Below are 14,006 nucleotides of genomic sequence, written 5' to 3'. Positions count from 1 at the left end.
TGGCGAGGATCGCTTCCGGGAAACCGCAAATAATAGCGGCCGATAACGGGTTTCACGGTAAATCGCTGGGGTCGTTAAGCGCGACCGGCAGGCCGCTCTATAGGGACCCGTTTAAGCCCCTGCTCCCAGAATTCGACCACGTAAAGTTTGGTGACATAGACGCGCTTAAGGCAGCCGTTAGCAAGACTACTGCGGCGGTTATCCTCGAGCCCATCCAGGGGGAGGGCGGAGTAATCGTCCCGCCGAAGGGATACTTAAGCGATGTGCGTCAGCTCTGCGACGACACCAGCGCGCTTCTCATCCTCGATGAGGTGCAAACCGGTATGGGTAGGACCGGCACTATGTTTGCGTGCGAACAGGAAGGCGTCACCCCCGATATCATGACGCTCGCAAAAGCGCTGGGTGGCGGCGTAATGCCGATAGGCGCATTTATTGCGACGCCGAAAGCGTTCGCGCCGTTCGAGGAATACCCGCTGCTTCATACATCGACGTTTGGTGGAAACCCGCTGGCATGCGCCGCGGCAAACGCGACCATCGATATCATCATAGAAGAAGACCTGCCGCGACAGGCCGCTGAAAAAGGCGAATACTTCCTGGAAAAACTAAAGATAATGCAAGAGGATTTCCCCGGCGTAATAACGGACGTACGCGGGAAAGGCCTGCTTATCGGCCTTGAGTTTTCCGACGAGGGCCTGGTTGGAAGCATGATCTTTGAGCTTGAGCAGGAGGGCGTTCTTGTGCTGTACATGCTCAACAACCCAAAAGTCATCCGTATCGAGCCGCCGCTCATCATCACATACGAGCAAATCGACTTCATGCTCGGCCTGCTCTATAACGCCGTAGATAAGTATAAAACGCTTATGGATTAACCGCTTTATTAATAACCGCTCGTAGATATACAGGAGGGATAGCAGTGCCCGTAGTTGAAGAACAAATCGATATTAAAATGGAGCCCGCAGCGCTTTTTTCTATTATTTCGGACTTCGAAAAATATCCAGAATTCATGGCGGACGTAAAGAAGGTTACCGTCCTTGAAAAGAACGATGAGTGGTCGACTTCAGAATGGATAAACGAAGTCGTTGGGCGCACCATTAGATGGGTCGAGAAGGATTTTGTAAAGCCGGACGAAAGCCGGATAGATTATGAGCAAATAGAAGGCGACCTTAAGGTATTGAAAGGATTTTGGCAACTCGAGCAGAACGGTGAATCGACAAAAGTGACGTTCAATATGGAATTTGAATTCGGGGTACCGATGTTGGCGCCGCTTTTGCATCCATTGCTGACGAAAGTGCTTCGGGATAACGTGCTGCAAATGCTCTCAGACCTTAAGAAGAAAGCGGAAGAATAACAGAAAAGGTGCCTACGTGACCTTGAATATCCCAAATCTACTGACGCTATCCAGGCTTCTGCTCGTGCCCGTCTATATTTATGCGGCATTGGCGGCAAGCCCCACGCTTCATCTTGTCGCGGCGCTTGCGTTCGGGATCGCGGCGCTCACCGATTGGTTCGACGGGTTCGTCGCACGGCGGCTCAACCAGGTGACCGAGTTCGGAAAAATCCTCGACCCGGTCGTGGACCGCATCCTCATCATCTCGGCAATGGTCGTTCTTTACATAAAGATAAGCGCCCTGGTGCCGCTCTGGGCCGTGCTTATCGTCGTCGGCCGCGATCTTATCATGGTTATCGGCTGGATATATATATCCCGTCTAGGTGCCCGGATAAAGGTCGCCTACGAGGGCAAGGTTGCGACCGCGATCTTAATGTTTTCGGTGTTTTTTCTGCTCCTTGATTTTCGAGTCGGGGTGTTAAGCACGACAACCCTCGGGATAGGGCTTTTTTATATCGGCGTAGCTTTATCGCTGGTAACCGGTTTAAAATACGTCAAATTAGGGATAAGTATAATAAGGAGCAACCAAGCAGACAAAAGATTCACCCCGCCAAGGAGGGAGCATTCTGAGTAACGAGAAAAACATAGGGAACGGTGGTGCCGTTAAGGTAAGCTGGTTTGGGCACGCCATGTTTCTTATAGAGAGCAGCAGCGGGATCAGGATAATCACAGACCCTGTTGACGCCGAAACAGGATACACACCCCCGGAAGTCGCCGCTGATATAATTACGTTGAGCCATCACCATCATGATCACAATAACGTCGCAGCCGTTGGTGGATCACCAAGGGTTATAGATGCGATTGCAGAGTTTCATATAAATGACATATTTATTGAAGGAATTTCCTCTTACCATGACGAAGTAGTGGGGGAGAAACGGGGACGTAATACAATATACAAGTTTATCATAGACGGCCTCTCACTAGCACATATGGGTGATTACGGGCAAGCAATGACCGGGGAGCAGGTCAAAGCGCTTAAAGGGGTAGATGTGTTGTTTATACCCGTCGGGGGCGTCTATACGATAGATCATAAGCAAGCGGCAGCGGTCGTCAAGGCACTAAAGCCAAAGGTGGCCATACCTATGCACTACAAAACGGGGGCCTGCACGATAAAGGTCGAGGGCGTGGAGCCATTTGTCCGAGAAATGCCGGCGGTCAAGCATGTAGGAAGTACCGTGTCGTTATCAGCTTCAACATTACCGAGTGAACCAGAGGTTTGGGTCATGGAGTACATCCGGTAGGCCCAGATCCTTAATAATAGAACCACCGTATTTTGCTTTGAACAAAGTTTCATTCTTTACAATCAGGAGGTATGTATGAAGGCAGTCGTTATGGCTGGCGGCGAAGGCACGAGGCTTAGGCCTTTAACCAGCAACCAACCAAAACCAATGGTCCCGATTCTGAACAAACCGGTCATGGACTATATCCTCGAATTACTCCGTGAGCACCAGATGGTTGACATAGTCGCGACTCTACAATTTCTACCACAGCTGATCAAGAACTACTTCGGCAAGGGAACCGACCAAGGCGTAAATATGCACTACTCTATCGAGGATTTCCCGCTCGGTACGGCCGGAAGCGTGAAGGAAGCCGAAGACTTTCTCGACGAGACCTTCGTAGTCATCAGCGGCGACGCCCTTACTGATTTCGACTTAACAAGTTTGGCCGAATTCCATAAGAAAAAAGGCGCGATGGTAACGATCGCGCTTAAGCGCGTCGAGAACCCGCTCGAGTTCGGCGTGGTCATTACCGAGGAAGCCGGTCAGATAGAGCGGTTCCTCGAGAAACCTTCCTGGGGCCAGGTGTTCAGCGACACCGTTAACACCGGCATCTATGTCCTTGAACCCGAAATATTTAAGCACATCCCAAAAGGCGAAAAGTTCGATTTCAGCAAGGACCTGTTCCCGACGCTCCTTGAGATGGGCGCACCGCTCTACGGCTGCGTTATGGACGGCTACTGGTGCGATATCGGTAACTTCGAGCAGTATATGCAGGCGCACCGGGATATCCTCGACCTAAAGTCGAAAATTCAACCTCCCGGCATAAGGATGAGAGACAACGTCTGGATCGGCGACGGTGCGGATGTCGACCTTTCGGTCGATATATCGGGGCCGGTCGCGATAGGGCAAAACGCCAAGATCGAGCCGGGCGCGGAGTTGGATGAGTATTCGGTAATCGGCAACAACGTTGTCATGAAGAGCAAAGCCCACATACATCGCAGTATCGTCTGGGATAATGCATATCTCGGCTCACAATGTCACGTGCACGGCGCGGTAATCGGTAAAAACTGCGATATTAAAAACGGCGTGCGTGTCGAAGAGGGCGTCGTTATCGGCGACGACTCGGTAATCGGCGACAACGCCGTCATCAACCATGACGTAAAAATCTACCCGTTCAAGAGGGTGGATGAGAGCGCGGTTATAAACAGCAACCTTATCTGGGAATCACGCGGGATGAGAAGCCTCTTTGGCGCTAATGGGGTCAGCGGACTTATCAATATAGATATCACCGCCGATCTTGCCATGAAACTTGCAATGGCCTACGGGACAACCCTCAAAAAAGACTCGAAAGTGGTTGTAAGCCAGGATGCGAGCCGTGTCTCAAGGATGATAAAGCGGGCGATGATAGCGGGCTTAAACTCAACCGGGATCAACTGTAGCGACCTCAGAGTTACCTCGTCTTCGGTAAACAGGTTCCTTATCCAGACAGGCCAGGAGGTTGGCGGCATTCACGTGAGGACGTCCCCGTTCGATCAGCAATCGATGGAGATCCATTTCTTCGACACGCATGGCATCGATATTAAGGAAGGCTCCCAGCGCGATATCGAGAAATACTACTACCGCCAGGATTTCCGGCGTGTGTTCTACAATGAGATAGGTGAGACGGAATTCCCTCAGCGCTCAGTAGAAGCGTACCGGGACGCGGTTCTTAAATCTATCGATATTGAAAAAATCCGGCAGCGTCACTTCAAAGTGGTCGTCGATTACGCGTTTGGAAGCTCGGCGCTTATGATGCCGCACCTGCTTGAAAAGTTGAACTGCGACGTCATCGGGCTCAACGCCTTTACCAGCGAGAATAGGACGACCATCTCACCTGAGCAGCTTGGAACGGCAACGCAGCAGCTATCGAGGATAGTCGATACGTTTAAGGCGGATTTCGGCATTATGATAGATAGCGGTGGCGAAAAGGTAACGATCGTCGATGATCGAGGGCGCCTGATTTCGGCCAACGACGCGCTTCATTTATTAACGTACCTGCATTGCCAGTTTGATGCGCAGCAAGGAAAAATAGCCGTTCCGTTAACGGTCTCGACGGTTGCGGAGGAAATCGCGGCATCGTTCGGGCGCGATGTGATGAGGACAAAGGTGAGCACTCGTTCGATGATGGAAGCCGCGCTTGACGAGAGCGTATCATTCGTAGGCGCACAGGGCGGCGGTTACATTTTCACGCATTTCCTGCCCGCTTATGACGGCATCGTCACATTCTTTAAACTTATGGAGTACCTGGCGGCAGCGGACAGGCCGTTATCGGAGCTGGCGGCAAGCCTGCCATCGTACTACCTGTCGCATAAAAACACTTTCTGCCCTTGGGACAAAAAGGGCCTCGTGATGAGAAAAATAATGGAAGAAACCAAGGGCGAGCAGGTTGAGATGATAGACGGCGTGAAGACATTCGGCGATGGCGGCTGGGCGCTTCTCTTACCCGATCCCGATGAGCCGGTAGTTCGTATATACGCGGAGAGTAAATCTCAGCAAGACGCCGACTACGAGGTAGACAGATTCGTAAAATTTGTGGAGGGCGTAATCGCGTCCGACGAATAATAACAACGAAAAAGGCAGCTGCTATTACAGGGAGGGAGAATACCGGCGAATGGTTGATTCGGTTATAAAATTTGGAACGGACGGCTGGCGTGCGATTATGAACGACACGTTCATAATCTCGAATGTTAGAATCGTAGCCCAAGCCGTAGCTGATTACTTGAAAGAAGCTGGTTTAGCAGGGAAGGGCATTGTTATCGGGCACGATACGCGGTTTTTTGCGGAGCGCTTTGCGGCAGAATGCGCGTCCGTTATGGTCGGCAACGATATTCCTGTTTATATGTCCCGGCGTGCCCTCCCGACGCCCATTACGGCTTATTCTATTAAGCTTTACGATACCGCCGGAGCGATAATGCTCACAGCGAGCCATAATCCTCCCGAATACAACGGCATTAAATTCATACCTGAGTATGCGGGGCCGGCCAGCCCTGAGATAACCGCAACCATAGAGAAGTATATCTCGGCAAATGTTGACGGCAGCGGCGTAAAAACGGCATCGCTTGAGGGAAGCGACCTGGTACACGATATAGAGCCGTTTCCTGAGTACACAAAACATCTCTCAACGCTCATCGACTTCGATAGACTACGCCGGGCCGGGCTTAAGGTCGCCCTCGACCCGATGTGGGGAGCTGCGCAGGGGCTGATGGATACGCTTCTCGCCGAAGTCGGTTGCACGGTCGAAACGATTCATAATTACCGCGATCCGCTCTTCGGAGGCTCGTATCCCGATCCAAGCGAAAAGCATCTCGCTGAGTTAAAGGGCGAAGTGATGAAGATGAAAGCGGATTTAGGTCTGGCCCTCGATGGTGACGCAGACCGGTTCGGTGCGGTGGATTTTAACGGTACCTATATCTTTGCAAACCAGGTATTAAGCCTGGTAGCGGTTCATCTTCTGAAAAACCGCGGCATGAAAGGCGCTCTTGTCAGAACCGTGGCGACGACACACCTCTTAGATGAGATAGCGAAAGATTACAGCACAGAAGCTATCGAGGTGCCGGTCGGCTTTAAGTACATCGCCCAAGAGATGATGAGACAACCGGTTGTCGTGGGTGGCGAAGAGAGCGGGGGTTTAAGTATCCTGGGGCATATCCCTGAGAAAGACGGCCTGCTTGCCGATCTTCTCCTAGCCGAGATGGTCGCCTACGAGCAAAAGCCGCTCACCGAAATCCTCGACGGCATTTATGAAAAATACGGCAAGTTCTATGCCAAACGTCTTGATATACACCTTACGCCGGAGCGAAAAGACTTTCTGCTGAGCGAGCTTAAGAACAACCCACCGCAGGAAATAGCCGGCGAGAGGGTAGTCGAGACGAGGGCGGTCGACGGGATTAAGTACATTCTCGCATCCGGCGACTGGATGCTCGCCCGCCCCTCCGGCACCGAACCGCTCGTACGCATCTACATCGAATCCCGGGATAAAGCCCGATTCGAGAACTTAGAACAATACGCACAATCGATGATGACGTAAAAACGGTTAACCGGTTTTTAATTTAAACAACTCCGTAATAAAGCCCTCGATCAAGGCCTTGAATATTTCCAGGTAAACATTGTAGTAGGGATGCTGGTCAACGGATACCTGCAGGTGGTGCCATATTCTAACTAACCGGCCAATCGTATATACTGATGAATTAATGAATCTACCGGTGGGGGAGTAGAGTTGAAGAAAAATTGGCACCTTTCACTGACGGTAGTCTGTATGGTGCTCGGGGTGCTTCTGGCGACGGCGTTTAATACACAGCAAAGGAACCGCGAAGCTCTTAATACACCGCGAAAAGAAAACTTGATCAAAACAGTACATGGACTAGAGAAGGAACGAGATAACCTGAAAGCCGGAATAGAGTCGATTCGAGGACAAATCTCGAAGTATGAGAATTCCGCAGCGCAAACGCAAGGTATCCTCTCTACATATACAAAAGATCTCAACGATATCAAAAAGGCGGCGGGTTTAACTGACGTAAAAGGGCCCGGTCTCATCGTGACATTGGCCGATAGCCAGCAATCCCCAAAGGATGGCGAGCCGAATGATTACGTTATCCATGACTACGATATCAGGCTGGTTGTAAATAGCCTGTGGGCGGGTGGGGCGAAGGCGATAAGCGTTAACGGCCAAAGGCTCATCTCGACCTCATCGGTTCGTTGCGCGGGCGGGTACGTGCTCGTAAACTCGATGCGCCTGGTTTCACCGTTTACAATAAAAGCGGTCGGTAATTCGAAAAAAATGATGGATGCGATGGAAACCGACACCAACACCAAGCACCTGCTTAACGAGATCGCAAAGTTTTACGGTCTCAAGGCGGATGTGGAACAAAAAGAGGGGCTTACAGTGCCCGCATATTCAGGAAGCTTGCTAATGGAAAACGCAACAGTCGTAAAAGGAGGAGACTAGGTGCTACCTCTCATCGGATTAATAATAGGAATAGTCATCGGGCTGGTCTTAAATATCCCGATTCCCGCGACCTGGTCCAAGTATCTTGGTATCGCGTTGCTGGCGGCGCTGGATAGCGCGATCGGCGGATTAAGGGCCAGCCTTGAAATGAAGTTTAACGAAAAACTATTCTTTACCGGAATCTTTAGCAACACGCTGCTGGCGGCGTTGATTGTCTTTATGGGGGATAGGTTGGGTATCGACCTGTACCTTGCCGCAGTCGTGGCATTCGGAGTTCGTCTGTTCCAAAACTTAGCATTAGTCAGAAGACACTATTTCCAAAAACGGCACTGGGAGTAGCAGTAGTTGAACCACATCCAGAACTTCATCAAGCTATTAAACAGCCAGGGTAAAAGAACACAGGTGGCCATAGCCGCTGTATGCATGGTCATCGGTGTTTTGCTGGCAACCCAGTTCAGGGTGCAGCAAACCGCGTCACAGGTGCTTCAGAGCGCCACCGAATCAGACTTAAGTCAAATCGTAAGCAATCTCAACAGCGAAATAAACAACCTGAGGGCTGAGACATCCGACCTGCGCCTGCAGCTCTTTAAAATCCAGCGTACCAGTCATGACAGCACGGCGGTCATAAAGGAGACGTCAAAAAACCTCAACAACCTGAAGATAATAGCGGGGCTTACAGAGGTAACGGGACCGGGTGTCAAGGTCGAGGTCACCGACGAGAATAAATCGCTTAACTCAAACGACCTTGTCGGCATAATAACCGAGCTAAGGGTCGGCGGAGCCGAGGCTGTTTCAATAAACGGAACAAGAGTTATCGCGGACACTGGAATTATGCAAAAGGGTAGTGCTATATTTGTCGATGGCGCGCCTGTCTCACCACCGTACGAGTTGCTTGCCGTTGGGGACCCGGAGGTTCTCCACGAGGCGCTCGTTATTACCGGGGGCATTAGAGACAACTTATCGTCTCTTTCGGGTGTATCGTTCTATATAACGAAAGAAAACAACCTCAGGATCGAGGCGGTGGCGTCTGCCGGGAGACATACTAGTTGAGAAAACTTACAATATAGCGCTTGATGAATAGTGCAATGTTAGTTATAAATAACAGATAACACCTTTTATTGAGGTAATAGATACAGCACTATATCAAGTATTCAAGGGACCGGAATGGAATTAAACGCTAAAATAAAACAGAGATTAGAGCAACCTGCATTACGAATCTCGCTCATCATAGTGGCGTCCATAGTAGTGATTATCGCAGGACTAAGCATTGCTGATGCCGCACTCTACTCCAACAAGGTTCATAAAGGTGTAAAGATCAGCGGGGTACAATTCGGCGGCGAAACCAGAAGCGAAGCCCGCGCCGAGCTTAACCGTTTATCGGACGTCCTCGAGCATAGAACCATCACCATCACCTACAAGAACAACACCTGGAAAGCAAACCCCCGAGAGCTAGATGCCCGCATAGATATTAACAAAACCATCGATAAAGCATTCGCTGTAGGAAGAACCGGAAAGTTTATCAAGATTATCGGTGACCGTATCGGGCTTTGGCTTAAGCCGCGCAATGTCGACCCGGAGCTTGCATATAATGAAGACAAGCTCGATAAGTTTATCAAGGGCATCACCAAGAAAGTAAACCAGCCGGCAGTGGACGGTGCAATAAAAGTCGTAGATGGCCGGGCGATACTGACAAGCAGCAAAGACGGCCGGGGGGTAAAGAAAAACATCCTGGTAGATCAACTATTAAAAGCGTTTGCCTATAAAGATATCAGCAGCATCGAACTTCCGGTCGTCGTACAAAAACCGGATATAGCGGAGAAAGATCTCAGCGATGTCAGGGATACCGTTAAGCAGATCATCAAAGCCCCGGTCGTTCTGAAATATCGCGATAAGAAATGGGGGATCCCCGTAACAGAGATCGCAGCGTGGCTCGACTTTGCCAAGGTACGAGAAGGCCAGGACTGGGGTATCGACGTAAAATTCGACAAAGACAAAGTAACCAGTTACCTCGAAGAGCAGACCAAGGAGATAGCTACCGAGCCGAAAGATGCCGAGTTTAAGATCGAAGGGGACAAGGTCACCATCGTCCCCAGCAACGACGGCACAAAAGTCGACCTTGATAAAGCACATAGCGATATATTCGATGCGAGTAAAACAGAGGATTCAAGAGAGGTTATGCTCGCCACCGAAACCTCGAAACCGAAGTTGACAACCGAAGACGCAGGGAAAATGGGCATTAAGAAGAAGGTCTCGAGCTACACGACCTTCTTCAACGCGGGGCAAACCTCGAGGGTACACAATATTCAAACCCTGGCCAGTAGCCTCGACGGCAATATCGTGGCGCCGAACGAGACGTTCTCGTTTAACGGTACTATAGGCCCAAGAACGGCCGAGAAGGGATACCGCGAAGCACCGGCAATCATCAATGGTGAACTTGTCCCATCGATTGGCGGCGGGGTCTGTCAGGTTGCGACCACACTGTTTAACGTAATATTCTTCGGCGGGTATGATGTGGTGGAGCGCCATAACCATAGCTTCTTTATCAGCCACTACCCGACCGGCAGGGATGCCACCGTATCCTGGGATGGACCCGACCTGAAATTTAAGAACAATACCAGCGCGTATGTGCTCATAAAAACCAAAACGGTGGGTGGTTCGATCACCATCAGTTTCTACAGCACCACTCAGAACGTAAAAGTGGAGTACACGACTGCTGGGCCGAGCAACTATCGAGCGGCGCCCACTAAAAGCGTCGACGACCCGACCCTTCTGAAGGGAGCTACCAAGGTAGAACAACACGGAATCGCCGGTCGAGATGTTTCGGTAAAACGAAAAGTCTATAAAGATGGCAAGTTGGTCAAAGAGGATACCTTTTTCAGTAGATACTCGCCCGGTAAGTCGGTCGTGCGCGTCGGTACGCGTGTGGAAGCGGCTCCACCGGCACCCGGCACGACCACCCCGACAACCACAAAACCAATAACCACACCGACAACAGTACCGGCCCCAGCACTTGCTCAATAGACGGAACACCACTTTTTAGCTATTATATAAACTGGTTTCAACTTCGCTTGCGGTGTGCATTAAGGGCACCGTTTTCACAGCATCAGATTACAGGTGAGGGAGTGTATTATGATCTGGAACAAAGAGTACGAGGCAATGCCGCGCGAGCAGCTCCATAATCTGCAACTCGAGCGGCTTCAAGCGACGGTCAAGCGGGTATACGAGTCGGTGCCGATGTATAAGAAGCGGTTTGATGAGAAGGGGATTAAGCCCGACATCATAAAGACGCTCGATGACCTTAGTAAACTCCCGTTCACTGTCAAAACAGATTTAAGAGATAATTATCCTTTCGGATTATTCGCCGTACCGATGACGGATATTGTCAGGCTGCACGCCTCATCCGGCACCACCGGCAAGTCGATTGTCGTGGGCTACACCAAGAAAGACATCGATACCTGGTCGGAGCTTATGGCCAGAACGCTCTCGGCCGCGGGAACCACTTCTGACGACGTCGTCCACAACGCCTACGGCTACGGCCTTTTTACGGGCGGTATGGGCATCCATTACGGTGCCGAGCGTGTAGGAGCATCGGTCGTCCCCATATCCGGCGGTAACACAAAGCGCCAGATCACCATCATGGAGGATTTCGGCAGCACCATCCTCGCTTGCACCCCATCATACGCGCTGTTCCTTGCTGAAGCCGCACAAGAAATGGGCGTGGCCGGTTCTCTAAAACTCAAAGCGGGCGTATTCGGAGCCGAGCCCTGGTCGAACAATATGCGAATCGAGCTTGAGAAAAAGCTCGGTATCCTCGCCATCGATATATACGGCCTCAGCGAGATCATCGGCCCCGGAGTTGCCTTCGAATGCCCGGAAAAAGACGGCCTGCACATCAACGAAGACCACTTTATGGTTGAAGTCATCGATCCCGATACCGGCGAAGTCCTTCCCGAAGGGCAAAAAGGAGAGCTTGTATTCACTTCCTTAACAAAGGAAGGATTCCCCGTCATACGCTACCGTACCAGGGATATTTCGGCCGTTACTTACGAGAAATGCGGATGTGGCCGAACCATCGCGAGAATGGACCGGGTAACCGGTCGCACCGACGATATGCTCATCATCAGAGGAGTAAACGTGTTCCCCTCACAAATCGAAAGCGTTCTCATGCAGATCGAAGGGACCGAGCCGCACTATGTGCTGGTTGTCGATAGAAAAGGGACAATGGATGTCTTACAGGTCCAGGTCGAAGTCAACGAGAGGTTCTTCACGGACGAGGTGAAGGGCATGGAAGCTTTCGAGCGCAAAATAAAGCGCGAGATCGAGAGTATCCTCAATATAAGCGTAGACGTAAAACTTGTCGAGCCCAAAACCATCCAGCGAAGTGAAGGTAAGGCAAAACGAGTAATAGACAACAGGCAACCCTAGGAAATTTCGAATTGCGAATTAGAGGAAAAAGTCTTAGGAGTTACGAACTACGAATTAGATACTAGGGAAAGTGCTTCTGGTGCAGGAGCTAGCGATATGATATGGGAGGTCATACGATATGAAAGCAACACAGCTTTCGGTATTTCTTGAGAACAAGCAGGGGCGCCTTGCGGACGTAACAAAGGTCCTTGCCGATAACGGTATTAATATCAGGGCGCTGTTTATAGCGGATACATCCGATTTCGGAATTTTGAGGATGATCGTAGATAAGCCGCGAAAGGCTATCGAGATCCTTAAAAGCAACGCCTTCACCGTAAAGGAAAATGATGTCCTTGCGGTAGAAGTGGCCGATACTCCGGGAAGTCTCGCGAAAGTGCTCGAGACGCTCGATAAAAACAGTCTCAACGTTGAATACCTCTATTGCTTCGTTGACAAGGACCGCAACGCGGCCGTCGATATCATGCGTATCGAGGATATAGGTAAAGCGATGGCGGCGCTCGAGGCCTCAGGGATTAAACTGCTAAGCGCGGCCGATTTACACGAGATTTAGCCATATCCAAAAGAGGGGATCAACAGGGCGCTAGTACTTATCCTGTATAAAAATATCATCCAAGCCGGTGATCTCGAATATCTTCCTGATCGTCCGGCTTGCGTTGATTATTCGCACAGATTCTACTTCCATGTTTATAATCGTAAGTAATTGTAAAAAAGCACTATCTACGAATCGCACCCTATCACAATCGATAGTGATTATTTTGATGCTCGAGTAGAGGTGATCCCAGATGTCCTCTTGCAGGATAGAAGTAGTGTACATATCGAGGTCTCCTTGGAGACTCACTAAGAGTTCGGAATCTAGTGCGATTATCTGGCAGCTAAAGTTCTCGGGTGCTTTCATGGGTACTCCAAGTCTAAATGACCGGACACGATAGAAGAACTTGCAATAGATTGTGGAAGTGAGGTTTTTTATACCCATAAATATGGGTAGCAAACCATGAGCTTAAAAATTGCCATCAAGTTGCCCTGAAATCTTTAGCTCTGGTAGCTAAAAACATATTGACCACCCACCGACAAAACATCACACTATTGTAAATAACAAACAGACGTTATCAGGTTAGTCGACTTTTGGATGATTGGAGGAGCCCCATGGAACACAGAATCGATGATGTAAGGATAATCATCCAGCAAGGGGATATTACCGAGGCTGATGTCGAGGCGGTCGTGAACGCAGCGAATAACCGCATGTATATGGGCGCCGGCGTTGCCGGGGCAATCAGAAAGAAAGGCGGCCAGCAGATAGAAGACGAGGCCGTCCAGAAAGGCCCCATAGAGATAGGTGGGGCTTTACTGACCTCTGCCGGCGTCCTCAAAACAAAATGGATCATCCACGCGGCGGTTATGGGCATCGACGGCATCACCGATGCCGAAAAAATCCGAAGCGCCACGCTATCGGCTCTTAAGGTCGCCGATGAGAACAGCATACAAAGCATTGCCTTCCCCGCGCTTGGAACAGGCGTCGGTGGGTTTCCGTTCAACGAGGCGGCGAGGGTCATGTTCAAGATAGTCAAAGAGTATCTTAACACCAATGAAAGCTTTATCAAGGAAATCGTCTTTGTCTTATTTGGGTATGAAGCATACAACGAGTTCTTAAACCGTGCCGAGAAAGATTTGGAAAAAGTAATCGCATAGTTACTGTCCGGCCGGTAAAAGGAGACCCAAGTGGACAGGATGTTTCATACTGCGACCGCCGCAGAGATAAAAGCCGGTGAAATTACGGATGTTTACTTCCTGCGCGATGTTAAGATCCTCAAAGAAAAACAGGTTGAAAAGCATGTAGCCGGCGAGATAAGGGCGGCCGGTTTTCCGGATTCCTGGCCCTGGGCCGTTTTTGCCGGTATCGAAGAGCTGGCGCATCTTTTCGAGGGCGTTAACGTCGACATCGACACACTCGACGAGGGCACGCTCTTTATGCCCGAGCACGTTGTCATTAACG

Annotated in this window: 14 protein-coding genes and 1 pseudogene; 14 read left to right on the top strand and 1 reads right to left on the bottom strand. The window is 50.4% G+C overall.

Annotated features, from left to right (window positions below; all coding sequences use genetic code 11):
• From ACYC56_RS07295 to ACYC56_RS07240, 12 genes are all read left to right on the top strand, one after another.
• Positions 1-869, top strand: an 869-nt coding sequence (locus tag ACYC56_RS07295) for an aspartate aminotransferase family protein (RefSeq protein ID WP_461373520.1), incomplete at its 5' end; no start/stop codon positions are given.
• A 44-nt stretch (positions 870-913) separates the two neighbouring features.
• Positions 914-1,348: a type II toxin-antitoxin system RatA family toxin gene (locus ACYC56_RS07290; RefSeq protein WP_461373519.1), complete on the top strand. Its 435-nt coding sequence runs from the start codon at positions 914-916 to the stop codon at positions 1,346-1,348.
• A 22-nt stretch (positions 1,349-1,370) separates the two neighbouring features.
• A complete protein-coding gene (gene pgsA, locus ACYC56_RS07285) occupies positions 1,371-1,961 on the top strand; it encodes a CDP-diacylglycerol--glycerol-3-phosphate 3-phosphatidyltransferase (RefSeq protein WP_461373518.1) in 591 nt (196 codons plus the stop codon).
• Entirely contained in the window at positions 1,951-2,628 is a 678-nt protein-coding gene (locus ACYC56_RS07280; RefSeq protein ID WP_461373521.1) for an MBL fold metallo-hydrolase, read from the top strand. The genes pgsA and ACYC56_RS07280 overlap by 11 nt, the downstream gene beginning before the upstream one ends.
• Before the next feature lie 75 nt (positions 2,629-2,703).
• Complete coding sequence (locus ACYC56_RS07275; RefSeq protein ID WP_461373517.1) at positions 2,704-5,208, top strand: sugar phosphate nucleotidyltransferase; 2,505 nt, start codon at positions 2,704-2,706, stop codon at positions 5,206-5,208.
• A 49-nt stretch (positions 5,209-5,257) separates the two neighbouring features.
• Complete coding sequence (locus ACYC56_RS07270; protein ID WP_461373516.1) at positions 5,258-6,673, top strand: phosphoglucomutase/phosphomannomutase family protein; 1,416 nt, start codon at positions 5,258-5,260, stop codon at positions 6,671-6,673.
• 189 nt (positions 6,674-6,862) lie between these two features.
• Positions 6,863-7,591, top strand: a complete 729-nt coding sequence (locus ACYC56_RS07265; RefSeq protein WP_461373515.1) for a DUF881 domain-containing protein — start codon at positions 6,863-6,865, stop codon at positions 7,589-7,591.
• Positions 7,592-7,930: a small basic family protein gene (locus ACYC56_RS07260; RefSeq protein ID WP_286678421.1), complete on the top strand. Its 339-nt coding sequence runs from the start codon at positions 7,592-7,594 to the stop codon at positions 7,928-7,930.
• A 6-nt stretch (positions 7,931-7,936) separates the two neighbouring features.
• Positions 7,937-8,641 (top strand): DUF881 domain-containing protein, encoded by a 705-nt coding sequence (locus ACYC56_RS07255; protein WP_461373514.1) that lies wholly within the window; start codon positions 7,937-7,939, stop codon positions 8,639-8,641.
• 114 nt (positions 8,642-8,755) lie between these two features.
• Entirely contained in the window at positions 8,756-10,612 is a 1,857-nt protein-coding gene (locus tag ACYC56_RS07250; protein ID WP_461373513.1) for a VanW family protein, read from the top strand.
• 108 nt (positions 10,613-10,720) lie between these two features.
• Positions 10,721-12,016, top strand: a complete 1,296-nt coding sequence (locus tag ACYC56_RS07245) for a phenylacetate--CoA ligase family protein (protein WP_461373512.1) — start codon at positions 10,721-10,723, stop codon at positions 12,014-12,016.
• Positions 12,017-12,134: 118 nt separating this feature from the next.
• Positions 12,135-12,566, top strand: coding sequence for an ACT domain-containing protein (locus tag ACYC56_RS07240; protein ID WP_461373511.1), 432 nt, complete (start codon positions 12,135-12,137; stop codon positions 12,564-12,566).
• A gap of 30 nt (positions 12,567-12,596) precedes the next feature.
• On the opposite strand, the gene ACYC56_RS07235 is transcribed toward ACYC56_RS07240, so the two are convergent.
• Positions 12,597-12,911, bottom strand: coding sequence for an STAS domain-containing protein (locus ACYC56_RS07235; RefSeq protein ID WP_461373510.1), 315 nt, complete (start codon positions 12,909-12,911; stop codon positions 12,597-12,599).
• Positions 12,912-13,159: 248 nt separating this feature from the next.
• On the opposite strand from ACYC56_RS07235, the gene ACYC56_RS07230 reads away from it, so the two are divergent.
• Both ACYC56_RS07230 and ACYC56_RS07225 read left to right on the top strand, forming a co-directional pair.
• Complete coding sequence (locus tag ACYC56_RS07230; RefSeq protein ID WP_461373509.1) at positions 13,160-13,702, top strand: macro domain-containing protein; 543 nt, start codon at positions 13,160-13,162, stop codon at positions 13,700-13,702.
• Between the two features lie 39 nt (positions 13,703-13,741).
• Positions 13,742-14,006, top strand: a pseudogene (locus ACYC56_RS07225) (nicotinate phosphoribosyltransferase); the annotation flags it as partial.

This window comes from Candidatus Aquicultor sp., from assembly GCF_054640775.1.
The sequence above is the reverse complement of the archived record's forward strand: the minus strand, read 5'-3'. Positions and strand labels throughout refer to the sequence as shown.

What these genes read in the sequence shown, in the direction of transcription:
- ACYC56_RS07275 (WP_461373517.1), top strand. Translation starts at nt 2,704, where the DNA reads ATGAAGGCAGTCGTTATGGCTGGCGGCGAAGGCACGAGGCTTAGGCCT.
- ACYC56_RS07270 (WP_461373516.1), top strand. Translation starts at nt 5,258, where the DNA reads ATGGTTGATTCGGTTATAAAATTTGGAACGGACGGCTGGCGTGCGATT.
- ACYC56_RS07250 (WP_461373513.1), top strand. Translation starts at nt 8,756, where the DNA reads ATGGAATTAAACGCTAAAATAAAACAGAGATTAGAGCAACCTGCATTA.
- ACYC56_RS07245 (WP_461373512.1), top strand. Translation starts at nt 10,721, where the DNA reads ATGATCTGGAACAAAGAGTACGAGGCAATGCCGCGCGAGCAGCTCCAT.
- ACYC56_RS07240 (WP_461373511.1), top strand. Translation starts at nt 12,135, where the DNA reads ATGAAAGCAACACAGCTTTCGGTATTTCTTGAGAACAAGCAGGGGCGC.
- ACYC56_RS07235 (WP_461373510.1), bottom strand. Translation starts at nt 12,911, where the DNA reads ATGAAAGCACCCGAGAACTTTAGCTGCCAGATAATCGCACTAGATTCC.
- ACYC56_RS07230 (WP_461373509.1), top strand. Translation starts at nt 13,160, where the DNA reads ATGGAACACAGAATCGATGATGTAAGGATAATCATCCAGCAAGGGGAT.